The sequence below is a fragment of the Mesorhizobium sp. RCAM 06353 genome (genome assembly GCF_059683585.1).
This window is the reverse complement of sequence record NZ_CM185031.1, coordinates 6,277,128-6,299,829: the sequence shown is the minus strand read 5'-3', so window position 1 is coordinate 6,299,829 and position 22,702 is coordinate 6,277,128. Positions and strand designations below refer to the sequence as shown.

Genomic DNA, 22,702 nt, shown 5'->3' with positions numbered 1-22,702 from the left:
AGGACAATCATAAAAATCAGTGGCTTAGACTTGTGGAGGGAGGAATATGGCAGAAGTCGTTCTTGAGAATATCTGCAAGACCTACGGGAACAATTTTCACGCAATCGACCAGTTGAACCTGTCGGTCGAGGACGGCGAGTTTTTGATTCTCGTCGGGCCGTCCGGCTGTGGAAAATCCACCGCGTTGCGGATGATCGCGGGATTGGAGGACATCACCAGCGGCAGCCTTCGGATCGGCGGTACCGACGTCGTCGACATGCCGCCCAAGGACCGCGACATCGCGATGGTCTTCCAGAGCTACGCCCTTTACCCGCATATGACGGTATTCGAAAACATCGCCTTTTCGATGCGGCTGGCAGGTAAGCCGAAGGCCGAACGCAAGAAGCGCGTCGACGAGATCGCCAAGACCCTTCAGCTGACGTCTTTGCTGGACAGCAAGCCCGCCAACCTTTCCGGCGGACAGCGTCAAAGGGTTGCCATGGGCCGCGCCATGGTGCGCGAGCCGGCCGCCTTTCTCATGGACGAACCCCTTTCCAATCTGGACGCGAAACTGCGCGTGCAAATGCGCGCCGAAATCACCCGCCTGCAAAAGCAGCTCGGCGTGACGACCATATATGTGACCCACGACCAGACCGAAGCGATGACGATGGGGGACAGGGTCGCCGTGCTGAAGGGCGGCGTGCTGCAGCAGGTCGACACACCCAAGAGGCTCTACGAATCGCCGGTGAACGCCTTCGTTGCCGGCTTTATCGGTTCTCCCTCGATGAACCTTTTCGAGGCGACCATGACGGGCGGCGAACTGATGTCCGGTGCCTTTGCCATTCGGCTGCAGGATGCAGCCTTCGTGCGCAGGCCGGGTTTGAAGTCGTATGCGGGGCGCAAGGTCGTGTTCGGGATACGACCGGAGGATCTCTATGACAGCAGCCTCGAATCCGGCCGCAGGTATCAGACGATACCGGCAAAGGTGACCTCGATCGAAGAACTCGGGTCGGAACATATCGTCCATCTGAACATCGACGCGATCAGGGTGGACTCCGGCGACCCCGACGCGGTGCAGGATTTCGGCCTGACGTCGAATGCGGTGGCGAGATTCGAACCGGACAGCACAGTCCGCTCCGGTTCGGCAATCCGGTTGGCCCTGGATGATACCAAGCTCCATTTCTTCGATCCCGAGACGCATCTGGCGATCTGAAGAATTGTGGCAGAGCCCGCAGGCGAGGGTGAGGCGCCTGCGAAAGTACGCGTGAGAAGACTTCTGAATGAAGCAGACGATCGGCCGCATTGTGCGGTCGATCCCAGAGAAGGAGGAGAACAAAATGACGTTTCGGATAAAGCCCGCGATGCTGAAAATAGCCGCGGCAGCCTGGTTGCTTGGCGCAACCGCCGCCATGGCGGACACGACGCTGGAATTCACCCAATGGTGGGAGCCTGAGCTGCCCGCAGGCTCCTTGCGGAAAATCATGGACGATTTCGAGGCCGCGAATCCCGGCATCAAGGTGACGCTGGTCAGCGGTCCCTATGCGACCACTCGAGACCAGATCTCGGTTGGCGCTGCAACCGGAACGCTCAGCGACGTCGTCGGTCTCGACGGCGCCTGGGTGAACAATCTGAACGCGCAGGGTGCGCTGGCCGACATGAACCCGATGATGGATGCGAGCAAGTTCGACAAAGCCCAGGTCGCGGACATCATCAAGGTGGATGGCAAGGCGGTGATGTTTCCCGTCGCTTCCTTCGTCTATCCTGTCTTCGTCAATCTGGACCTCGCCGCCCAGGCAGGCGTGACCAAGCTGCCGTCGACCCGCGCCGAGTTTCTCGAAGCTGCCAAGAAGATGACCCATGCCGACAAGAACCAGTATGGCTGGGTGCTGCCGCTGTCGCTGCAAACGCCGTCGGGCGTCCAGAACGACATGATGTCGTGGGTCTGGGCATCGGGTCAGTCGATGATGGCGGACGGCAAGCCCGCACTCGAGGGCAAGCCGGTGGTCGACATGCTCACCTTCGTCAAATCGCTCAACGACGCCGGCACCATCTCGCCCGGCATCGCCACCAAGACCGAACAGGAAAAGGTCGAGGAATTCGTCAACGACCGGGTCGGGATGATGATCGACTCGCTCGCGCATGTGAACCTCATCCGCAAGCGCAATCCCAAGCTGAACTTCGACCTCATCCCGGTCCCGGTCGTGGAGGGCTATACGGGCAAGCGCGGCCTTCCCTATGCCTCCTGGGGCATCGGCATATCTGCTGCCTCGAAACATCAGGAAGAGGCCTGGAAACTCGTCCAATATCTGATGAGCGAAAAGGTGAACGCCAAGCTCGTGTCGCTTGCAAACGCCTTCCCGGGCAACGTCAACGCCAAGCCCGATTTCGTGACCTCGGACAAGGCTTTCGCCAAGGCTTTCGAAATCTTCAAGACCGGTTATCTCGCCAATGAGTTCACCGGCCTGCCGGTGGCTGAAGACCTGATGACCCAGTTCGACGTGCAAGCCCAGAAGATGCTCGCCGGCGAGCAGTCTCCGGAACAAGCCGCCGCCGCCGCTCAGAAGGGCTGGATGGCGAAATTCTGATCGGCCTGTTCCCGTTTCTTCGACCGGGTGGCCTGACTTCGGGCAGGCCACCCGGCAACAACGGATCGGCAATTTGAAGATGGATCTGTTTTAGAAGCTTACCTTCTCTTGAAGGCGTATCCCAAGGTTGGCACATGACCCGGCAAAAGCGCTCCCACCACAAGCTGAAACGAGCGGTCGCACCCTACCTCTATCTGTCGCCCTCGCTGCTCATCATCGGGCTTCTGATGCTGCTGCCGATGGTGACGGTGATTGGCTATTCGTTCCAGAACAGCGCGGTGCTGCGTCGCGACCCGTCCTTTGCCGGGCTGAAACACTACCAGGCGATCTTCAACGATCCGGTGTTCTGGGCTTCGCTGTGGCACACGCTCTACTTCACTTGCATGAGTGTCATTTTCCACATGACCATCGGCATGATCTTCGCGCTCATGCTGAACAGCGACCGCATCAATCCGATGCTGCGCAATATTCTGCGTGTGCTCTACATACTGCCCTGGCTGTTCACCGCGGTGATTATCGCCGTGATCTGGCGCCTGCTGCTCGAGCCGAACGGCGTCGTGAACAGCATTCTCCTGCAATTGGGCATCATCGGTTCCAAGGTCGAATGGTTTTCTTCGCCTGAGACCGCGCTGCACGCCGTCACCTTCGCCAACATCTGGGCGGGCTATCCGCTCTTCATGGTCAGCCTGCTCGCGGGTTTGCAGGGCATTCCCAAGGATTTCTACGAAGCAGCCGATATCGACGGGGCAAAAGCCTACCAGAAGCTGATCTTCATCACCATTCCGCAGCTGATGCCGATCATCATCAGCATCTCGCTGCTCGACTTCATCTGGACCATGCAGGTCTTCCCGTTGATCTGGATAACGACGGGCGGTGGCCCGATCTACTCGACCGAGGTCCTCAGCACCTACACCTACAAGCTGGCGTTTTCGAGCTACAACCTGTCGCAGGCTTCGGCGAGTGCCGTGGTCATCTTGTTGATCTCTCTCGGCCTGACGCTGTTCTACATCCGTTATCAGAAGGCTCGGTAGTCACCATGAGGAAACGAAACTCTGGCAAAGACAAGCTGATCACCGTCGCGCTCCATGTAGCGCTTGCAGTGGGGCTCTTTTTCGCGGCATTCCCGATCTACTGGATGCTGAGCAGTTCGTTCAAATCGAATACCGAAATCTTTGCCTTGCCACCAACCATCCTGCCAAAGGCCTTCACGCTGGAAGCGTATGCAGCCATCCTTGGCGACCCGGTAAAGCTACGGTTTTTCTTCAACAGCTATTTCGTGGCGGGAGCGGTGACCGTGCTGACGGTGCTGATCGCCTTGCTGGCGGCTTACGGGTTCAGCCGCTTCAACTTCCGCGGCAAGGGCAGCCTGAACACACTCATCATCAGCACACAGACGATTCCGCCGATCACACTTTTGATCCCCTTCTTCGGGCTTGTCGTCTCATACGGTATTTTCGATACCTACGTCGCACTGATCCTGACTTACCTGGTGTTTACACTGCCCTACGCGATCCTGCTGATGACGGGATATCTGAACACCTTGCCCCGCGATCTCGATGAGGCCGTGGCTGTCGATGGCGGCACCAGTTGGACAGCGCTTTGGCGGGTGGTCGTCCCGATTTCATTGCCAGGTATCGTGGCGACGTCGGTCTACACCTTCCTTCTGTGCTGGAACGAATTTCTCTTTGCGCTGACGCTGACGAAGTCGACCTCGATGCGCACCGTCCCGATCGGCATCCAGCTGTTGATGGGGCAGCACGCCTTCGAATGGAACCAGATGATGGCGATGAGCGTGCTCGGCTCGCTACCGCTCTTGATCATCTACCTCGTTGCCCAGAGGTACTTCCTCGCCGGCATGACCGCCGGCTCGGTCAAATAGGATGTCCTTCCCAGGGCGACGCAGGTGGCATCAAGTAATAAGCGGTATCAAGGATTGAAAGGATGAACGTGAAAGACCTCAAAGTCGGCTGCCAGACCTTCACCTGGGAAATGCTGGGCGACCGTTTTACCGGCGGCCCCGACGATTTGTTGAAGGCCATCGCCGATGGCGGTTATTCCGGCATCGAGATCACCGACACCATGATCGGCCGCTACGCCGACCGGCCGTCGGAATTCGCCGCCGCGCTGAAGTCGTCCGGCCTGACGCTCGTTTCCTTCGCCTTCGGCTCGGACAGCGGTTTTACGCTCGAGGAGGAGATCGGCGCCGACCTCGAGGCGGCGCGGCGCTGGATCGATTTCGCTTCCGCCTTTCCCGGCGCGCTTGTGTCGATGGGGTCGGCAACCGTGGTGTCCGACGGGCCGCGCGACGACAAGTTCGCCATCGCCGCCGAGGTTTACAACAAGGCCGGCGAACTCGGTCGCAAGGCCGGCGTCCAGGTGGCGGTGCATCCGAGCTCGCACCACAACACGCTGCTGTTCGACCGCGCCGACTATGACAAGATCTTTGCCTTGCTCGATCCAGCCCTCGTCGGTTGGGTGCCGGATACCGGCCATATATTGCGCGGCCACAAGGACATGTCCGACACGCTGCGCACCTATCGCGACCGCATCCGCTACATCCATCTGAAGGATGTCGATGCCAACGGCACCTGGGCGATGCTGGGCCAAGGCGTCTGCGACACATCAGCGGTCATCGAGATCGCGAACACCGCGCCACACTTCAACGGCTGGCTGGTGCTTGAAGAGGAATCCGACACGGCCGCCGCCGATCCCGCCGGCGCGGTCAAGACCAACCGCCAGACAATGCGCAGCTACGGCGCCTGAAGAACGAGACGATGATCAAGAAACAAGACAGACGCCTCAGGGTCGGTGTGCTCGGCTGCGGCCCCATCGCGCAGTTCGCGCATCTGCAATCCTGCACGAAGGCCGCCAATGCCGATCTCTACGCCATCTGCGACGCGGCGCCTGATCTGCTCGCCCGCATGGGCGCCACCTACGAACCGCAAAAGATGTATGCCGATTACGACGCCATGCTCGCCGATCCGGAGCTGGAAGCCGTGATCGTCGCCACCTCTGATGCCTATCACGTGCCGATGTCGATCAAGGCGCTCGACGCCGGCAAGCACGTGCTCTGCGAAAAGCCGATCGGCACCTCCGTCGAGGAAGGCGAGGCGCTGGCGGCGGCGGTGAAGCGTTCGGGCAAGGTGCTGCAGGTCGGCCACATGAAGCGCTTCGATCCGGCGCTGGAGGCGGCCCGTGACTTCGTCCGCGACGAGATGGGCGAGGTGCTGGCGCTGAAGGCCTGGTATTGCGATTCCACCCACCGTTACACCAACACCGACGCCATCCAGCCACTGCCGGTCACCAGCAAGCTGGCGAGGAAGCCGGGAGGCAATCCCAAGGCCGATCTCAGGCAATATTTCATGCTGGCGCACGGCTCGCATCTCGTCGACACGGCACGTTTCCTCTGCGGCGAAATCACCGCCGTGCGCGCGCGCCTCAACGAACGCTTCGGCGCCTATTGCTGGTTCGTCGAGACCGAGTTCGCCAGCGGCGCGCTCGGCCATCTCGACTTGACCGTCGCCGTGCGCATGGACTGGCACGAAGGCTTCCAGCTCTATGGCGAGAACGGTTCGGTGATCGCGAAAACCTTCAATCCCTGGTATTTTCGTGCCAGCGAGGTCGACATCTTCCACGAGAAGGATGCGACCGCGCGCAAGCCGCTCGGCGCCGACGGCCATTTCTTCCGCCGCCAGTTGGAAGGTCTTGCCGATACGGTGCTGAACGGCACGCCGATGCGCGGCGCCAATGTCGAAGACGGCATCGCCTCGATCCGTGCCATGGTCGCCATTGCCCGCTCTGTCGAGACTGGTGAGCGGGTCGAACTCGCCTCGGTTTCGGGTGCGGTCTGATGCGTCTGGGCATCTTCGCCAAGACTTTTCCCGGCGCTGACCCGACCGCCGTGCTGGCCGCGGTGAAGCAGGCGGGCTATGAGACGACCCAGTTCAATCTCGCTTGCGCCGGCCTGCCGTCGATGCCGGATGCCGTGCCTGATACAGCCATCCTGGACATCCGTGCCGCCGCGCGATCGTCCGGTGTTTCGCTCGCCGCTCTGTCGGGCACCTACAACATGGCGCATCCCGACAAGGCGGTGCGCGACGATGGCCTTCGCCGTCTCGCCGTAGTCATCGAGACGGCAGCAGCCCTCGGCATTCCGCTGGTCACGCTTTGCACCGGTTCGCGCAATGCAGCCGATCAATGGGCGTATCATCCCGACAATGCGACACCGGCCGCCTGGTCGGACATGGCTGCTGAGATGGCGAAGGCACTGGCGCTGGCCGAAGACGCCGGCGTCGATCTCGGTATCGAGCCCGAGCAGGCCAACATCGTCACCTCGGCCACGGACGCGACGCGCCTGATTGCCGATATGGGCTCGAAGCGTCTCAAGATCGTGCTCGATCCGGCGAACCTGTTCGAACACGCGACGCCGGACGAGGCACGCGCCATCGTCGCTGCCGCGATCGACGAAGCCGCCAGCCACATTGCAATGGCACACGCCAAGGACCGCCATGGTGACGGCCGCTTCGCCACGTCAGGGCAAGGCATCGTCGACTTCCCGGATTTAGTCGCGCGTTTGAAGGCCGTAGGTTTCGACGGGGCGCTCGTCACCCACGGGCTGTCCGCCGATGAGGCTCAGGGCGTTGCCGCCTTCCTGCGAGGGCTGCTCCGATGAGTGCGGCGCCGACGATCCTGCTGCGCGATGATGCCGCTCTTCGTGTCTTCGACACGGGGCAGGGCGGGCTTTCTACCGTCTTCCAGCATGGCCTCGGCGGCGATGCCGCCCAGGTGGCGCAGAATTTTCCCGATGGCCCGTCACGCCGCCGGCTGACGGTGGAATGCCGCGCGCAGGGCGGCGCCAGTGCCGGCAGCAAGCGTCCGTTTTCGATCGCCATGTTCGCCGATGATGTGCTGGCTGCCGCGGATGCGGCTGGGCTCGACCGCTTCGTCGTCGGCGGCATTTCGATGGGCGCGGCGATCGCGATGCGACTTGCCGTCCGCCATCCGGACCGCGTCCTTGGCTTGGTGCTGGTGCGCCCTGCCTGGGCCTTCGACGCGGCGCCGCAGAACATGCGCCCCTATGTCGAAGTGGCCGAACTCATCCGCCGGCTTCCGCTGGCTGAAGCCCGCGACGCCTTCGCGTCCTCCGCGACATCGACCCGTTTCCGCGCCGAGGCGCCGGACAATCTCGCCTCGCTGCTCGGCTTTTTCGCACGTGAGAACGCGACCGTCTTCGCCGAGGTGATGCAGGCGATCGCAAAGGATGGGCCTGGTGTGACGCGGGCCGAAGCCGCTGGCCTTGCAATACCCACGCTGGTCATCGGCAGCGGCGTCGATCTCGTCCATCCCTTGGCGACCGCGCGCGAGCTTGCCGAGACCATCCCCGACGCAGCCTTTGCCGAGGTGACACCGAAAGCCACAGACAAGGATCGCCATTTCGCCGAAATCCGCGCCGCCATCGGCGGCTTTCTCGACAGACATTTCAACAAGCAGGACCCATCATGACTTCAAAGCCCCTGTCAGGCCCCGCCGCCATCGCCGCATTGCCGCGCGATCGCTTGATCGCCGAATTCTCGCTCTGGTCGGCCAATCTCGCCAATTTCGAGAGCGACCTGAAACGGATCGAGCCTCATGTCGATCTGCATCACATCGACGTCGCGGACGGCCACTTCGCGCCGTCCTTCCTGTTCTTCCCCGATCTCGTCGCCCGCATCGCGGGGCTGACGGCCAAACCCATCCATGTCCATCTGATGGTCGATGACGCGATCGTCGAGGCACAGACGCGCCAGTTCATCGAGGCCGGCGCCGACATGATCAGCGTCCATGCCGAAAATGGCGAGGCGGGATTGCGCGCCGTGCGGCTAGCACGCGAACTCGGCGCCGAAGCCGGTGTCGTGCTCAGGCTGGAGACGCCGGTCGAGGCGGTGACGCCTTTTGTCTCCGAGGTCGCCTTCGTCACGCTTCTGGGCACCGCGATCGGCGTCAAGGGCCAGAGCCTGTCGGAGAAGGCCTGCGACAGGCTGGGCGCCGCCCGTGCGATCCTGAGAAAGGCCGGCCGCGAGGCGGAAGTGGTTCTTGCCGCCGACGGCGGCATCCGCCACGAGACGGTGCCCTTGCTGCGTGCCGCCGGCGCCGAGACGGTGGTGCTGGGTTCGCTCGCCTTTGGCGACAAGGATCTCGCCGGCCGCATCGGCTGGCTGCATGGTCTGAAGGTTGCGGCATGACCACTGAAGCCGCCCTTGCGATCGATCTTGGCGGCACAGAGCTTCGTGCCGCTCTGGTCGACCGTGACGGCAAGATCCTGGCCTTCGCGGCGGTGCCGACACAGGCGCAGGCCGGACCCGACGTGGTGATCGGTCAGATCGAGGCGCTGGCCGCGACCGTGCATGCCGAGGCGCCAGGCCTCGCCATTGTCGGCGTCGGTGTCGGCGCGCCGGGACCGCTCGATCCGCTGGCCGGCATTGCCGTTGGGCCGCCGACGCTGGCCGGCTGGCAGGACGTGCCGCTGGCCGACATCCTCGAGCGCCGGCTCGGCCTGCCGGTGCGGCTGGAGAACGACGCCAACGCTGCAGCACTCGGCGAATGGCGCTTCGGTGCCGGCCATGGCGCCCGCTCGCTGGTCTTCGTCACGGTCTCCACCGGCATTGGCGGCGGTGTCGTTGCCGACGGGCGCATCTTGCATGGCCGCCGTGGGCTGGCCGCCGAGATCGGCCATATGACCATCACCAATGAGGGCGAGCGCTGCGTCTGTGGCGTCGTCGGCTGCTTCGAGGCCATCGCCTCGGGCACGGCACTTGGCCGCCGCGCCAATGCCGCGACATCGGCCTTCGATGGCTCGACGCTGCGTCGTCTTTCGGCCAACGGCGAGGTCACCGGTCGTCACGTGGTCGAGGCGGCGCGGCTGCAGGACGACCTTGCTGCCGTCTTGCTCGAGGAGGAGGCGCGCTGGCTGGGCGTCGGCTTCACCAATCTCCTGCATCTTTATTCGCCCGACGTCCTGGTCGTCGGCGGCGGCATCGCCAATGGCCTCGACCTGATGCATCCGGTCATCGAGGCGACCATCCGGCAGCGCGCCATGCGCGCCTATCGCGACGTGCCTGTCGTCCAGGCCCAGCTCGGCCGCCATGCCGGGCTGGTCGGCGCCGCCAGCCTTGTCCTGTTCGACGATGGCAGCCTGGCGGCCCGCATGCCGGTCGGCCCAAGCACGTTCCCGGAAGCGCGGAGGGACTTCAATGGCTGACACGTCAAGGTAAAAAAATGGCCGGAGGCGCGATGCCTCCGGCCATTTGCATTGCTGTGCAAGCGCCTGGATTACTCGGCGGGAACGACATCCGCCGGCAGGCTGTCATCGGCCGTGCCGGCCAGGGCTCTCGCCAGCTTGGCCTCGTCGAGTTCGCCTTCCCAGCGCGCGACAACCAGCGTGGCGACGGCATTGCCGACGAAGTTGGTCAGCGCCCGGCACTCCGACATGAAGCGGTCGACACCGAGAATCAGCGCCATGCCGGCGACCGGCACCGAGGGAACCACCGAAAGCGTGGCGGCCAGGGTGATGAAGCCGGCGCCGGTGATGCCGGCAGCACCCTTGGACGAGAGCATGGCAACCAGCAGCAGCAGGATCTGGTCGCCCATCGACAGATGGATGTTCGTCGCCTGCGCGATGAACAGCGCGGCCAGCGTCATGTAGATGTTGGTGCCGTCGAGGTTGAAGGAATAGCCGGTCGGGATGACCAGGCCGACCACCGAGCGCTTGGCGCCGGCCTTTTCCATCTTCTCCATCAGCGAGGGCAGGGCGGCTTCCGACGAGGAGGTGCCCAGTACCAGAAGCAGCTCTTCCTTGATGTAGCGCAGCAGCGATAGGATGGAGAAGCCGTTGTAGCGGCAGACCGCACCCAGCACGACGAACACGAACAGCAGCGATGTCGCGTAGAAGGTGCCGACCAGCATGGCGAGGTTGATGACCGAGCCGATGCCGTATTTGCCGATGGTGAAGGCCATGGCGCCGAACGCGCCGATCGGGGCTGCCTTCATCAGCACGCTGACCAGCTTGAACATCGGCGCCATCAGCGCCTGCAGGAAGTTGAGCACTGGTGCGCCCCTGTCGCCGACCAGCGCCAGCGCGATGCCGAACAGCACCGAGAAGAACAGCACCTGCAGGATGTCGCCATCGGCGAAGGCGCCGACGATCGTGCCGGGGATGATATTCATCAGGAAGCCGGTGACCGACTGGTCATGCGCCTTGGCGGCATAGGTGTTGACGGTCGAGGCATCGAGCGTCGCCGGGTCGATGTTGAAGCCGGCGCCCGGCTGCACGACATTGGCGACGACAAGGCCGATGATCAGCGCCAATGTCGAGAAGGTGAGGAAGTAGAGCATTGCCTTGCCGGCGACACGGCCGACCTTCTGCAGGTCGCTCATGCCGGCAATGCCGGTTGCGACGGTCAGGAAGATGACCGGGGCGATGATCATCTTGACCAGCTTGATGAAGGCGTCGCCGAGCGGCTTCATGCTCTCGCCGACAGAGGGATAGTAATGGCCGAGCAGGATGCCGACGGTGATCGCCACCAGAACCTGCACGTAGAGTTGGGCATAAAGAGGCTTGCGCTGCGCGGCGGGCGCGCCTGATTGGTCTGCGATGTGCATCGATCTCTCCCTGGCCGGATGGACGGAAACCGCCCTGCGTGACTTCTCCCATCGCGGCGTTCCGGTCGCCCGCCGCTGGAAGGAGTTTTGCAAGCGCTGTGCCAGATGGGGGAATGCCCGGAATCCCGGGATTCCGGGCATTCTTCGGCGCCCTTCGGTGGAGGTTTGTGCGGATTTCCGCACGCGAAACATTTTGCCTGGGCGGAATTTCGCATTACAGTGACCTCGAGGCCGCTAGCAAAGGGAGAGGGCAGACGCTGCAAGCAGGCACCGATAGCAGCTCAGCCGGGTTTGCTGGCCGCGAACTGCTGCGCGAGGCGGTTGGCCGGCTGCGCGATGGCCGCTGGCTTGTCGCGGTCATCGCCTTGGCCATACTGGCTGGCGCGATCGTCATCGCGGGACGCATCGCCACCGGCCAGGCGACCGATGATCTGCGCGACACAGCGCTTGCCGCTCTGCCGCTGGCAGCGGGAACGCTGACCGGCGAAATCGAAAAACAGCGCCTGGTTCCCTTGGTGCTGGCCCGCGACGATGCTGTGCGCGGGGCGCTGCGTCGGGCCGGGAAGATGCAGGAAGCGGCCCTTAACGACAAGCTCAAGGCGATTGCCGGCGATGCCTCGGCATCCGCCATCTATGTCATCGATACGGCAGGCATCGCGATATCAGCCAGCAATGCCGGCGAGCCGACGAGCTTTGTCGGCATCGATTACAATTTCCGCCACTATTTCAACGAGGCGATGGCGAAGGGCTCCGCCAGCCAGTATGGCCTCGGCACGATCAGCGGCCGGCCGGGACTCTATCTTTCGAGCCGGGTCGACGACAACGGCAAGCCGCTGGGCGTCGCCGTGCTGAAGGTCGAACTCGACGGCGTCGAAGCCAATTGGCGCTCCAGTGGCTTTCTCGTTTTCGTCACCGACGAACGCGGCGTCGTGCTGGCCACCAGCCAGCCCGAATGGCGGTTTCACGCGCTGGCCCCGCTCTCCGCCCAAGACGCCGCCGCTGCCCATGAGCAGCTTCAGCTGACGGACGCCGCCTTCGAACCGCTGCCGATACGGCGCGGTGCCGGCGACGGCCTGGCGACGATAGAGAGCCCGGGCAAGCCGCGCCAGTTCGTCGAAGTGGTGCAGGATCTGCCCGGTGCGGTCCCCGGCTGGCGCCTCTGGCTGCTGACACCGGCGGACGCCGCTCTCTCATCGGCCGCCAACACGGCACGTTTGACCACGCTGCTCGGGCTGCTGCTGACCGGTCTGCTTGCCTACGTGCTCACAAGACGCCGCCGCACACGCCTGCTGCGGCAGGAGGCGCTGGCGCGTATGAATGCCGAGCTCGAAAGCCGCGTGTCGACGCGAACCGCCGAGCTGACCCGCTCCAACACCGCGCTTGCCGGCGAAATCGCCGAGCGGGAGAGCGCAGAGGCCAAGGTGCGCCGGCTGCGCGACGATCTCGCCCAGGCCAATCGGCTTTCCATCCTCGGCCAGATCGCGGCCGGCGTGGCACACGAGATCAACCAGCCGGTCGCCGCCATCCGCACCTATGCCGAGAATGCCGGCCGCTTCCTCGAAACCGGCAAGACCGAACCGGCAAGCGGCAATCTGACCTCGATCATCTCGATGACCGAACGCATCGGCGCCATCACCAGCACCTTGCGCACCTTTGCCCGCCGGCCCGGCACTGCGGCTTCGCCCTTGCCGGTGCGCGAGGCGATCGATGGCGCGCTGTCGCTGCTGTCCGGCCGCATCCGCGATTCCGGCGTCACCATCGTCAAGCCGCGCGGCACTGCCTCGCCATTGGTGATGGCCAGTCGTATCCGGCTGGAGCAGATCCTGGTCAACCTGCTGCAGAACGCGCTCGACGCCATGAAGGACCAATCCGATCCCCGCATCGAGATCCAACTCGCCGAGCGCGGCGATCGGGTGCTGATTTCGGTGCGCGACAATGGCCCCGGCCTCGGGCCGGAGGCGGCCGGCAATCTGTTCATGCCGTTCCAGACCACCAAGGAGAAGGGGCTCGGCCTCGGGCTGGTGATCTCGCAGGAGATCGCCCAGGAATTGGGCGGCACGTTGCGGCTCGATCCTGACAGCGCCAAAGGCGCGTCCTTCACCATCGATTTGAGGCGGATTGAATGACCGATAAATCAGGGTTGGTCGCACTCGTCGATGACGATGCCGACCTTCTGCACGCCACCACGCAATTGCTCGAACTTGCCGGCTTCACGGTCGTCGCCCGCGATGCCGCCGAGGCGGCACTTGCCGTCGTCGACAGGGATTTCGACGGCGTGGTCGTCAGCGACATCCGCATGCCGGGCATGAACGGGCTGCAGCTCTTCGATCGCATCAAGGCGATCGACCCTGATATACCCGTGATCCTGGTCACCGGGCATGGCGATGTCGATCTCGCGGTGGCTGCGCTCAAGGATGGCGTCTACGATTTCATCCCGAAACCCTATGCTGGCGACCGCCTCGTCGAGGCGCTGAAGCGGGCGAGCGAGAAGCGGCGGCTGGTGATGGAGAATCGGCGGCTGCGCGAAGCAGCCGCTCTGGCCGCCGACGGCCTGCCGCTGATCGGCGAAGCGCCGGCCATAAGGCGGCTGCGCGAGACCTTGCGGCAGATCGCCGACATGGATGTCGACGTGCTGGTGGAAGGCGAGACCGGAACCGGCAAGGAAGTGGTGGCCGACCTGCTTCACCGATGGGGCCGGCGCCGCGCCAAACCCTTCGTGGCGCTGAATTGCGGCGCCTTGCCCGAGACCGTCATCGAAAGCGAGCTGTTCGGCCACGAGGCCGGCGCCTTCACCGGCGCGCAGCGTCGACGGATCGGCCGCGTCGAACACTCCAGCGGCGGCACGCTGTTCCTCGACGAGATCGAATCCATGCCGCCGGCCCTGCAGGTCAAGCTGTTGCGGGTGCTCGAGACGCGCAGCCTCACGCCGCTTGGCTCGAACGAGATCCGGCGCATCGACCTGAGGGTCGTCGCGGCGACCAAGGTTGATCTCGGCCGGCCCGACCAGCGCGGCGATTTTCGCGAGGATCTGTATTTTCGCCTCAACGTGGTGACGCTGCGCATCCCGCCTTTGCGTGAGCGGCGCGGCGACATTCCGATGCTGTTCGGCCATTTCCTCGGCAAGGCGGCGGAACGCTTCGGCCGGCCGGTTGCCAAGGTCAACGCCGCGGTCAGCGATCATCTCCAGTCGCATGCCTGGCCGGGCAATGTGCGCGAGCTTGCCCATTTTGCCGATCGCGTTGCACTTGGCCTCGGTCCGGACGACGAAACGAAGGCTGTTTCCCCGCAGTCACCGGAGCCAGCGGCCGCCTCGCTGCCCGAACGCGTCGGCCACTACGAGGCGCAGCTCATCCGCGACGCGCTGCGTGACCATGGCGGCGATGTGCGCGGCGCCATCGACGCGCTCGGCGTGCCGCGCAAGACCTTTTACGACAAGCTCAAGCGCTACGGCATTGCCGCATCCGAATTCCGCAATGGCGGCGATCCGCAGCCTGTTCGAGAGCAGACATAGATTGCGCGGGCCCCACGCTTCATAACCCCTTCATCCCATCCAGCCGAGTCTTCCGGAAAGAGCCATGAACACGACACTCGAAACAACGGCAAACCCCTTGCCTGATGACCTCGCCTTTCTCAGCGAGCGCCTGACGGCGTTCAACGACGGCGATGTCGGCGCGTCGGAAAGAAAGGCGCTCGCCGTGTTCGTGCGCGACGAGGACGGCACCGTCGTCGCCGGGATTTCGGGTTACACCGCCTGGGGTTGGCTTTACGTGCAGTGGCTGTGGGTCGATGAAAGGCTGCGCGGCCAGCACATGGCAGGCCAGATGCTGGCCGCGGCCGAGACGGAGGCCGTGGCGCGCGGCTGCCACGGCGCGTTGATCGATACCTTCAACCCGAACGCCGCCAAGGTCTACCAGCGCCAGGGCTACCAGTCCTTCGGCACGCTGGCCGATTTCCCGGTCGGTCGCAGCCGCATCTTCCTGCAGAAGAAACTGGCTTAACCGGCGAGCTTTCCGCCGCGCATTGGCTGCGGCGCGCCGGTGGTGCTTGGAAAACTGATGGGCAAGCCGCGCAGCACGCGCACGGCGAGGAAGGCAAAACACTCGGCCTCCACCGCGTCGCCGCTCCAGCCGAGGCTTTCGGCCTGCACCACCTCGACGCCGGCGCGGCTGGCCAGCATGGCCATCATCGTCGGATTGTGGCGACCGCCACCGCTGACCACCAGCTTTTTCGGTCGGCTTGGCAAGAGGTCGAGCGCCTTGCCGACGGCGCCGGCGGTGAAGGCGGTGAGCAGGGCGGCACCATCCTCGGCGTTGAGGCCATCGGCCATGGCGGCGCCGAAATCGAAACGGTCCAGCGACTTGGGGTAGGGCTTGCTGAGATAAGGGTGCTGCAACAGCTTGGCGAGCCTTGCCTCGTCGACCGTTCCCGCACGGCCAAGCGCGCCGTCGCGGTCCATTTCGCCGAGCCCCTTCGACTTGATGAAATCGTTGAGCGGCGCGTTGGCGGGGCCGGTGTCGAAGGCGACGACATTGTCGGCGCCATCCCACCAGGTGACGTTGGCGACGCCGCCGAGATTGAGCACGGCCACCTCGCCGCTGGCGCCGGCGCTGCGCATCAGCGCGGTGTGATAGGCGGCGGCCAGGGGGGCGCCTTGGCCACCGGCGCGCATGTCGGCCGAGCGGAAATCATAGGCGACCTTGGTGCCCAATATGCTGTGCATCAGCTCGCCGTCGCCGAGCTGCCGCGTCTGGCCGAGCCGCCCGACCTGCGGCGCGCGATGCAGCACCGTCTGGCCGTGAAAGCCGACGACGCCGATATCGGCCATGGTCATGCCATACCCCTCGACCAACTCCTTCACCGCCGCCGACTGGGCGCGCGTCAGCGCTTCCTCGGCCTTGCGGAAGATAGCCGGTTCCGGCCCGACGAAATTCCAAGCTCTGGCCGCCGTCAGCGTCTCTTCCAGCAGCGCCCGGATCGATTGGGGATAGGGCATCAGCCGGTAGGTGCCGAAATCGTCGATCCGCTCGCCATCGGTCTTGATCAGCGCAACATCGATATTGCCGTCAAGCACGGTGCCGGTCATCAGGCCGACGGCCCAGATTGGTTCCATCATTGAGCTCCTACAGTCCGTTGACGAGATCGCCGACCGTCTGCCGCAGCGAGATGATTCCGCTGTCGAAATGACGTGTCGGATGGATCCTGTTGGTGAGCAAGGTCCAGGCCCTGCCTTGATCGAAGTCGATCCACAGGCCGGTGCCGGTAAAGCCGGTGTGGCCGATGGTTCCCGGGCTGCACAAGGCCCCATCGGACCAGCCGTCATAAGGGCGCTCCCAGCCATGGGTGCGGGTAGCGGCCAAGGGGGTGCGCATCAACGCGATGGACCGTTCGGAAGCGCCCGTGCCGTCCAGCAGCCCCTGCGCGAAATCCAGCACCGAAGTGGCTGTGCCGAACAGCCCGGCATGACCGGCTCCTTGCAGCGCCGAGCAATTGTCGTCGTGTACCTCGCCGGAGAGCACACGATGACGCCAGGTGCAGTCCTCGGTCGCCGCGGCGACATCCGGCGCTGTCGACCAGGCAAAACCCGGGCCGGGGTCCATGTCGCGGATGGTCTTGCCCGACAACCGCTCGAGCGCGAAGCCGAGCAGGATGAAATTGATGTCGGAATAGACGGGGTCACGGGCGCGCCATTCGCGCTGCAGGATGAAGGCGCGCAACAGCTGGGGGTCCCGCCCGTAAGTGTAGATCGGCTCGACGGCCGGAAACGGTGTCTGGTGGCCGAGACACTGGCGGAACGTCACCTTCCGCTCCCAGGCCTCGGCATCATATTGGCGCAGGTCCGGCAGCACCGAGATCAGCGGCGCGTCGAGATCGATGACGCCGTCTTCCGCCAGCGCCAGGATGCGCGGCGTGGTGAAGATGATTTTGGTCAGGGACGCCAGGTCGAACCAGGTTTCGACCTGCATGGGGCGCTGCTTCGGCACGAGTTGCGCCGAGCCGATTGCCCTGATGATGCGGTTGCCATTTTTGTCGACGATGCCGAGCACGCCGCCGGGGATGCGCTTGGCTGAGACCGCTGTTGCGACAGGCTGGAATGCGCGGTCGAAGAGTGGGGCGAGGGCGCTCAATGCCGACCTCTTTTCGAAAGGCCGCGATCCGTCACACCCCCTCTGTCCTGCCGGACATCTCCCCCGCAAGGGGGGAGATCGGATGTCGCCTCGGCTTTCGCCAATCTCCAACGTTGGAAGGTTGGCGGAACATCAACGCTGCCAATCTCCCCCCTTGCGGGGGAGATGCCCGGTAGGGCAGAGGGGGGTGCTGTCCCGCCAACCTCGGATATCCCAGGGTACCGTCAATCACCCTTCAACCCTCGCCATATGATCCCTGCCAAACTGCTCCCACCGCGCCGGCGCCGGCTCGAACCCCTGCGGGCGCACAAGCGACGGCACCTGTCGTGTGTCGATCTCGAAATGCTCGCGCCGCCGGTCGATGGTCGGAACGGCGGCGATGAGTTTCTTCGTATAGGAATGCTTCGGCCTCGACAGCACCGAGGCCGCATCGCCGATCTCGACGATCTGGCCGGCATAGATGACGGCGATGCGGTGCGCGATCCGCTCGACCACCGCCATGTCATGCGAGATGAACAGATAGGCCAGCCCAAAGTCGCGCTGCAGGTCGACCAGCAGCTCCAGCACCTTGGCCTGCACCGAGACGTCGAGCGCCGACACCGCCTCATCGAGCACGACCACGGACGGGTTGAGCATCAGCGCACGGGCAATGCACAGCCTCTGCCGCTGGCCGCCGGAGAATTCGTGGGGATAACGCTGCAAGCTATTCGCAGGCAGGCCGACACGTTCCAGCAAGCTCGCCATCCTGGCACGCGTCTCGGCATTCACGCGACCACCGGTGGCGATCACCGGCTCGGCCAGGATGCTCTCGATGCTGAGCCTCGGATTGAGCGAGGCATAGGGGTTCTGGAACACCATCTGCACGGGCTTGGCGCTTTGCTCGGCTGAGGCCTTTCGGGCGCCGACCGAGAAACTGCCACGCGTCGAGCGCACCAGGCCGAGCACCGCCTTTGCCGTTGTCGATTTGCCCGAGCCGCTCTCGACGATGGCCAGCGTCTCTCCCGGCATCAGGTCGAAGTCGACGCCGTCGACGGCGTGCACGGCGCCGGTGGCGCGGCTGAAGAAATTGCTCTTGAGAGGAAACCGCACCACCAGGCCATCGACCTTCAAGGCCGGTTTTGCGGGTATGTCGTTGTCGCGTCGTCCGTCAGCGCGCGTCGCGCTTCCGTTGGCGAAATGCGGCACGGCATGCAGCAGATGCTGTGTGTAGGGATGCTGCGGCCTGTCGAGGATCTGGTTCAGTTCGCCTTGCTCCACGGCCTGCCCGTTCTGCATCACCATCACCCTGTCGGCGATGCCGGCAACCAGGCCGATATCATGGGTGATGAAGATCATCGACATGCCGGTCTCGCGCTTCAACTCGGCCAGCAATGCCATGATCTGCGCCTGCACGGTCACGTCGAGCGCAGTCGTCGGCTCGTCGGCGATCAGCAGGCGCGGATTACAGGCCAGCGCAATGGCGATCATCACCCTTTGCAGCATGCCGCCCGACAGCTGGTTGGGTGTGTATTTCAATCGCCTTGCTGCATCGGGAATGCGCACACGGTCGAGCGCATCCTTGGCTGCCGCCGTGGCCTGCCGGCCGGTCAGCCCGCGGTGCAGCCGGAACGATTCCTCGATCTGTGTGCCGATGGTCAGCACCGGATTGAGCGAGGTCATCGGCTCCTGGAAGATCATGCCGATCTCGGCGCCACGGATGCCGGCCAGCTGCGGCTCGGTCGCGCTTATCAGGTCGAAGATAGTCCCATCGGCACGCTTCAGTTTCATCGCGCCGCTGGTGATGCGGCCACCGCCGAAATCGATGAGACGGTTGATCGACAGCGCGGTGACGGATTTGCCCGAACCGCTTTCGCCGACGATGGCCAGTGTTTCGCCATCCGCCAGGTCGAAGCCGACGCCGCGCACCACTTCGTTGGCTTGAGGATTGCGGCCGAAGCCGACGCGCAGATCGCTGACCGACAGCAGCGGGATCATGCCGGCGCCCTCCGCATCTTCGGGTCGAGGATATCGCGCAAGGCGTCACCCAGCAGGTTGAAACCGAGGATGCTGATCATGATAGCCAGCCCCGGGAAGATCATCAGCCAGGGCGCGGTCTCCATCAGATTGCGGCTGTCGCTCAGCATCAGGCCGAGCGAGGCGGCGGGCGGCTGTGTACCAAGCCCGAGAAAGCTCAGACCAGCTTCCGTCAGCAGCGCCCAGGCCAGCGCCAGCGTCACCTGGACGGTCAATGGCGCCACCAGGTTGAGCAGCAAATGGCGCGTGACGATGTGGAACGAACTGCTGCCGAAGGTGCGCGCGGCGTCGACGAATTCGCGTGCCTTAAGCGACAGGGCAGGGCCGCGCACCACGCGGGTGAAGATCGGTGTGTAGACGATGCCGATGGCAACGACACTGGTCCATGTGCCCGGTCCGGCAACGGTGACGATGAGCAGCGCCAGAAGGATCGCCGGGAAGGCCAGCAGCACATCCATGATCCGCATCACCACGCCGTCCCAGCGGCGTCCAAGCCAGGCGGCGGCCAGCCCGAACACGGTGCCGGCCAGGGTGGCGAAGGCCACCGAGAAGAAGGCAACCGTGAGCGACTGCCCGACCCCCGCCATCAGCCGGCTGGCGACATCGCGGCCGAATAAGTCGGTGCCCATCCAGTAGGCGCCATTGGGCGCATGCAGCCGGTCGACGCGGAACTGCGTGATCGGGTTGTGCGGCGTCAGCCCGACCAGGCCGAGGATGGCGATGAGCAGATAGACGCCGACGATGACGCCGCCGATGCGGCCGCTGCCATGGCCGAAGATGGCGCGCAGAATGCGCATCACTGCTCTCCCAGCCGGATGCGCGGATCGAGCGCGACATAGGCGAGGTCGACCAGGAGATTGACGATCATGAAGTTGAAGGCGATGAACAGCACGGCTCCCTGCACCAGCGCATAGTCGCGCTGCAGGATGGCATCCAGCACCATGCGTCCGAGGCCGGGCAGGGCGTAGATCTGCTCGACGATGACGGCGCCGCCCAGGAGATAGCCGAACTCGATGCCGCTCAGCGTCACCACCGGGATCAGCGCATTGGGCAAAGCATGCCGCCAGATGACGCTGCGCGCCGAGGCGCCCTTGCTGCGCGCGGTGCGGACATAGTCGTCGCTCAACACGTCGAGCATTGCCGAACGCGCTATGCGGGTGACCGACGCGGCGAAGGCGAAGCCCAGCGTGATGGCGGGCAGGATCAACTGGCTGAGATTGCGCAAGGGATCCTGCCAGAGCGGCGCGAATTCGCCCATCGCCGGCAACACGCCGAAACCGGCCGACAGCGTGTAGATGATCAAGAGGCCAAGCACGAAGCTCGGCGTCGACTGGCCGATCATAGCGGCGATGCGTACCCCAAGGTCCGACAGTTTCTCATTGTGCGTGGCGGCGAAGATTCCGGCCGGCAGGCCGACCACCAGCGCGATCATCATCGACAGGACGGCCAGCTCCAGCGTCAACGGGAAGCGTTCGAGAATGACGTCGAGCACCGGCCTGCCATAGGTGACGGAGATGCCGAGATTGCCGTGCAGGATGCCGCCGATCCAGCGCCAGTACTGGACGAACCAGGGCTGGTCGATGCCGAAATAGGCGGCAAGCGAATCCCGCTGTGCCGGGGTCAGCAGGCCGGCCTCGGTGCCCAGCATCGCCGTGATCGAATCGCCCGGCACCATCCGGATCGCCACGAAGACCAGGATGGACACGCCAAGTAGGACGAGAGGAAACGTCGCCAGTCGTCGCATCAGATAGTTCACGCGAAGAAGTCCTCTCGTCCAATGCCTGTGCCGGCTACTGCTGGATGGTAACCTTGCTCAGGCTGAACAGCGTGCCCGTCGGCGTCGGCACGAAGCCGGCGATGTTCTTCTGCTGGGCCGTGTAGCTGTAGGACGTGTAGAGCCAGATCCATGGCGATACCTCGGCGAGGTGCTTCTCGAACTCGGCGAAGATCGCCTTGCGCTTGGCCGGGTCGGTCTCGGCGCGGCCCTGCTGCATCTGGCTGTCCAGCGTGTCGTCGATGTAGTTCGCCACCTTCTGCAGATTGCCTGCCTTGGTCCAGTAGCGGTTGTACATGGTGTAGGGGTCAGCGCGGCCGCCATTGAGGGCGATCGCCATGTCGAAATCGCCCTTCAGCCAGGCGTCGACATAGACGTTGAGCTCCATCATCTTGATGTCGAGCTTGACGCCGATTTCGGCGAGCTGCGACTGGATGACCTGGGCTTCCGCCGCCGCCGTCGGCGGCTCGCCGGTGGCGCCGATCACGGTCGCCGAAAAGCCATCGGCAAAGCCGGCCTCGGCCATCAGCTTCTTGGCCTTTTCGACGTCGCGCTTGTAGCAGAACAGCTGGCTCGGATCGGTCGCCAGCGCCGGGATGGTCAGCGGGCCGGTGACCTTGCCTTCGCCGAGCGAAGCGGTGTCCAGCACCTCCTGCCGGTCGATGGCGCAGGAGATCGCTTGGCGCACCTTGAGCTCGGTCATCGGCTTGCGCGACGGATTGAGCTGCAGCACGTGATAGGAGAGCACCGGCACGCGGTTCAGCTGCAGGCTGGCTTCCTTCGGCACCAGCGTCGCGACCAGCGGGTCGTTGAGCAGCGCGAAATCGATCTGCTTGGTGCGCATGGCAGCCAGGATCGCCGCTTCGTCCGGCAGCACGCTGATCTCGATGCCGTCGACGCCGGTCGCACCGCCGCCCCAGTCCTTGTTGGCACTCAGCACTTCCTTGGCGTTGGGGTCCCATTTGTCGAGCTTGAACGGACCGGAGCCGACCGCCTTGGTGCCGATCGAGCCGGCCTTGATTTCACTGGCCGGGACGATGGCGGCGTTGACGTCGCTCATCGCCGTCAGGATCGGCACGTCGGGCTGCGACAGATGGAACACGACGGTTGCCGCATCCGGCGTGTCGATGCTGGCGATCGACAGGAAGTTGGCGCGGGCGGCAGCCCCCGTCTTCTCGTCGAGGATGCGCTCGAACGAGGCCTTGACGTCGGCCGAGGTCACGGCCGTGCCGTCCTGGAATTTCGCCTTGGGATCGAGCTTGAAGGTCAGTTCCTTGCCGTCCTTGGAGAATTCCCAGGACGTGGCGATGGCGGGGATAATCTGCAGGCTGGCGTCGACCCGCACCAGCGGCTCATAGATCAGTTCCAAGAGCCTCAGCGACGAAAACGCCGTCTGCTTGTGCGGATCAAGCCCGGTGGCGTCCTGCGACCAGGCCATGTGCAGCGTCGCCGCCTGCGTCGAAACCGCAGCCACGCCGAGCATCGTGGCAACCGTGATGCCCGATAGCAGTGTTCTTGTGAGATGCCCTATCATTTTCGTCTCCCATTATGATTTGACTTGATGCCTTGCAGTTCTGCGGACCGCTTCC

Annotated in this window: 20 protein-coding genes; 13 read left to right on the top strand and 7 right to left on the bottom strand. The window is 64.2% G+C overall.

The features are described 5' to 3' along the window. Positions 1-46 precede the first annotated feature (46 nt). The 10 genes from AC56QX_RS30560 (at position 47) to AC56QX_RS30515 (ending at position 9,801) form a co-directional block, all read left to right on the top strand. On the top strand, positions 47-1,192 hold the full coding sequence (locus AC56QX_RS30560; protein WP_497112280.1) for an ABC transporter ATP-binding protein: 1,146 nt from the start codon (positions 47-49) through the stop codon (positions 1,190-1,192). Positions 1,193-1,316: 124 nt separating this feature from the next. Then, on the top strand, positions 1,317-2,564 hold the full coding sequence (locus AC56QX_RS30555) for an ABC transporter substrate-binding protein (protein ID WP_027058377.1): 1,248 nt from the start codon (positions 1,317-1,319) through the stop codon (positions 2,562-2,564). Positions 2,565-2,698: 134 nt separating this feature from the next. Further along, a complete protein-coding gene (locus AC56QX_RS30550) occupies positions 2,699-3,595 on the top strand; it encodes a carbohydrate ABC transporter permease (RefSeq protein WP_477302156.1) in 897 nt (298 codons plus the stop codon). A gap of 5 nt (positions 3,596-3,600) precedes the next feature. Then, positions 3,601-4,443, top strand: coding sequence for a carbohydrate ABC transporter permease (locus tag AC56QX_RS30545; RefSeq protein ID WP_497112279.1), 843 nt, complete (start codon positions 3,601-3,603; stop codon positions 4,441-4,443). A gap of 62 nt (positions 4,444-4,505) precedes the next feature. Further along, positions 4,506-5,327, top strand: coding sequence for a sugar phosphate isomerase/epimerase family protein (locus AC56QX_RS30540; protein WP_497112278.1), 822 nt, complete (start codon positions 4,506-4,508; stop codon positions 5,325-5,327). Positions 5,328-5,338: 11 nt separating this feature from the next. Further along, entirely contained in the window at positions 5,339-6,415 is a 1,077-nt protein-coding gene (locus AC56QX_RS30535) for a Gfo/Idh/MocA family protein (RefSeq protein ID WP_497112276.1), read from the top strand. Then, positions 6,415-7,236 (top strand): sugar phosphate isomerase/epimerase family protein, encoded by an 822-nt coding sequence (locus AC56QX_RS30530; protein ID WP_497112274.1) that lies wholly within the window; start codon positions 6,415-6,417, stop codon positions 7,234-7,236. The genes AC56QX_RS30535 and AC56QX_RS30530 overlap by 1 nt, the downstream gene beginning before the upstream one ends. Next, positions 7,233-8,066, top strand: coding sequence for an alpha/beta fold hydrolase (locus AC56QX_RS30525; RefSeq protein ID WP_497112273.1), 834 nt, complete (start codon positions 7,233-7,235; stop codon positions 8,064-8,066). Before AC56QX_RS30530 ends, AC56QX_RS30525 begins: the two co-directional genes overlap by 4 nt. Continuing rightward, positions 8,063-8,785: a ribulose-phosphate 3-epimerase gene (locus AC56QX_RS30520; RefSeq protein WP_497112271.1), complete on the top strand. Its 723-nt coding sequence runs from the start codon at positions 8,063-8,065 to the stop codon at positions 8,783-8,785. Before AC56QX_RS30525 ends, AC56QX_RS30520 begins: the two co-directional genes overlap by 4 nt. Then, positions 8,782-9,801: an ROK family protein gene (locus AC56QX_RS30515; protein WP_497112270.1), complete on the top strand. Its 1,020-nt coding sequence runs from the start codon at positions 8,782-8,784 to the stop codon at positions 9,799-9,801. The genes AC56QX_RS30520 and AC56QX_RS30515 overlap by 4 nt, the downstream gene beginning before the upstream one ends. Positions 9,802-9,872: 71 nt before the next feature. Here the strand turns inward: AC56QX_RS30515 and AC56QX_RS30510 are convergent, their stop codons facing one another. After that, positions 9,873-11,201, bottom strand: a complete 1,329-nt coding sequence (locus AC56QX_RS30510) for a dicarboxylate/amino acid:cation symporter (RefSeq protein WP_497112268.1) — start codon at positions 11,199-11,201, stop codon at positions 9,873-9,875. Between the two features lie 305 nt (positions 11,202-11,506). Here AC56QX_RS30510 and AC56QX_RS30505 point away from each other — a divergent pair, with 305 nt between their 5' ends. From AC56QX_RS30505 to AC56QX_RS30495, 3 genes are all read left to right on the top strand, one after another. Then, entirely contained in the window at positions 11,507-13,327 is a 1,821-nt protein-coding gene (locus tag AC56QX_RS30505; RefSeq protein ID WP_497117975.1) for a sensor histidine kinase, read from the top strand. Continuing rightward, positions 13,324-14,712 (top strand): sigma-54-dependent transcriptional regulator, encoded by a 1,389-nt coding sequence (locus AC56QX_RS30500; protein ID WP_497112267.1) that lies wholly within the window; start codon positions 13,324-13,326, stop codon positions 14,710-14,712. Before AC56QX_RS30505 ends, AC56QX_RS30500 begins: the two co-directional genes overlap by 4 nt. A 64-nt stretch (positions 14,713-14,776) precedes the next feature. Further along, on the top strand, positions 14,777-15,199 hold the full coding sequence (locus tag AC56QX_RS30495) for a GNAT family N-acetyltransferase (RefSeq protein WP_497112265.1): 423 nt from the start codon (positions 14,777-14,779) through the stop codon (positions 15,197-15,199). Here the strand turns inward: AC56QX_RS30495 and AC56QX_RS30490 are convergent. From AC56QX_RS30490 to AC56QX_RS30465, 6 genes are all read right to left on the bottom strand, one after another. Beyond that, positions 15,196-16,311 (bottom strand): anhydro-N-acetylmuramic acid kinase, encoded by a 1,116-nt coding sequence (locus tag AC56QX_RS30490; protein WP_497112263.1) that lies wholly within the window; start codon positions 16,309-16,311, stop codon positions 15,196-15,198. The two genes, AC56QX_RS30495 and AC56QX_RS30490, sit on opposite strands and share 4 nt — an antisense overlap. A gap of 10 nt (positions 16,312-16,321) precedes the next feature. Beyond that, a complete protein-coding gene (locus AC56QX_RS30485; protein ID WP_497112262.1) occupies positions 16,322-17,326 on the bottom strand; it encodes a serine hydrolase domain-containing protein in 1,005 nt (334 codons plus the stop codon). A 228-nt stretch (positions 17,327-17,554) separates the two neighbouring features. Next, positions 17,555-19,300: an ABC transporter ATP-binding protein gene (locus tag AC56QX_RS30480; protein WP_497112261.1), complete on the bottom strand. Its 1,746-nt coding sequence runs from the start codon at positions 19,298-19,300 to the stop codon at positions 17,555-17,557. Next, positions 19,297-20,136, bottom strand: a complete 840-nt coding sequence (locus AC56QX_RS30475; RefSeq protein ID WP_497112259.1) for an ABC transporter permease — start codon at positions 20,134-20,136, stop codon at positions 19,297-19,299. The genes AC56QX_RS30480 and AC56QX_RS30475 overlap by 4 nt, the downstream gene beginning before the upstream one ends. After that, complete coding sequence (locus tag AC56QX_RS30470; protein WP_497112257.1) at positions 20,136-21,095, bottom strand: ABC transporter permease; 960 nt, start codon at positions 21,093-21,095, stop codon at positions 20,136-20,138. Before AC56QX_RS30470 ends, AC56QX_RS30475 begins: the two co-directional genes overlap by 1 nt. 34 nt (positions 21,096-21,129) lie before the next feature. Next, a complete protein-coding gene (locus AC56QX_RS30465) occupies positions 21,130-22,647 on the bottom strand; it encodes an ABC transporter substrate-binding protein (RefSeq protein ID WP_497112256.1) in 1,518 nt (505 codons plus the stop codon). Between the last annotated feature and the right edge of the window lie 55 nt (positions 22,648-22,702).

Bases quoted from the DNA above. Each gene is read 5' to 3' on its own strand.
- AC56QX_RS30560 (WP_497112280.1), top strand. From the start codon at position 47: ATGGCAGAAGTCGTTCTTGAGAATATCTGCAAGACCTACGGGAACAAT.
- AC56QX_RS30555 (WP_027058377.1), top strand. From the start codon at position 1,317: ATGACGTTTCGGATAAAGCCCGCGATGCTGAAAATAGCCGCGGCAGCC.
- AC56QX_RS30550 (WP_477302156.1), top strand. From the start codon at position 2,699: ATGACCCGGCAAAAGCGCTCCCACCACAAGCTGAAACGAGCGGTCGCA.
- AC56QX_RS30545 (WP_497112279.1), top strand. From the start codon at position 3,601: ATGAGGAAACGAAACTCTGGCAAAGACAAGCTGATCACCGTCGCGCTC.
- AC56QX_RS30540 (WP_497112278.1), top strand. From the start codon at position 4,506: ATGAACGTGAAAGACCTCAAAGTCGGCTGCCAGACCTTCACCTGGGAA.
- AC56QX_RS30535 (WP_497112276.1), top strand. From the start codon at position 5,339: ATGATCAAGAAACAAGACAGACGCCTCAGGGTCGGTGTGCTCGGCTGC.
- AC56QX_RS30530 (WP_497112274.1), top strand. From the start codon at position 6,415: ATGCGTCTGGGCATCTTCGCCAAGACTTTTCCCGGCGCTGACCCGACC.
- AC56QX_RS30525 (WP_497112273.1), top strand. From the start codon at position 7,233: ATGAGTGCGGCGCCGACGATCCTGCTGCGCGATGATGCCGCTCTTCGT.
- AC56QX_RS30520 (WP_497112271.1), top strand. From the start codon at position 8,063: ATGACTTCAAAGCCCCTGTCAGGCCCCGCCGCCATCGCCGCATTGCCG.
- AC56QX_RS30515 (WP_497112270.1), top strand. From the start codon at position 8,782: ATGACCACTGAAGCCGCCCTTGCGATCGATCTTGGCGGCACAGAGCTT.
- AC56QX_RS30510 (WP_497112268.1), bottom strand. From the start codon at position 11,201: ATGCACATCGCAGACCAATCAGGCGCGCCCGCCGCGCAGCGCAAGCCT.
- AC56QX_RS30500 (WP_497112267.1), top strand. From the start codon at position 13,324: ATGACCGATAAATCAGGGTTGGTCGCACTCGTCGATGACGATGCCGAC.
- AC56QX_RS30495 (WP_497112265.1), top strand. From the start codon at position 14,777: ATGAACACGACACTCGAAACAACGGCAAACCCCTTGCCTGATGACCTC.
- AC56QX_RS30490 (WP_497112263.1), bottom strand. From the start codon at position 16,311: ATGGAACCAATCTGGGCCGTCGGCCTGATGACCGGCACCGTGCTTGAC.
- AC56QX_RS30480 (WP_497112261.1), bottom strand. From the start codon at position 19,300: ATGATCCCGCTGCTGTCGGTCAGCGATCTGCGCGTCGGCTTCGGCCGC.
- AC56QX_RS30475 (WP_497112259.1), bottom strand. From the start codon at position 20,136: ATGCGCATTCTGCGCGCCATCTTCGGCCATGGCAGCGGCCGCATCGGC.
- AC56QX_RS30465 (WP_497112256.1), bottom strand. From the start codon at position 22,647: ATGATAGGGCATCTCACAAGAACACTGCTATCGGGCATCACGGTTGCC.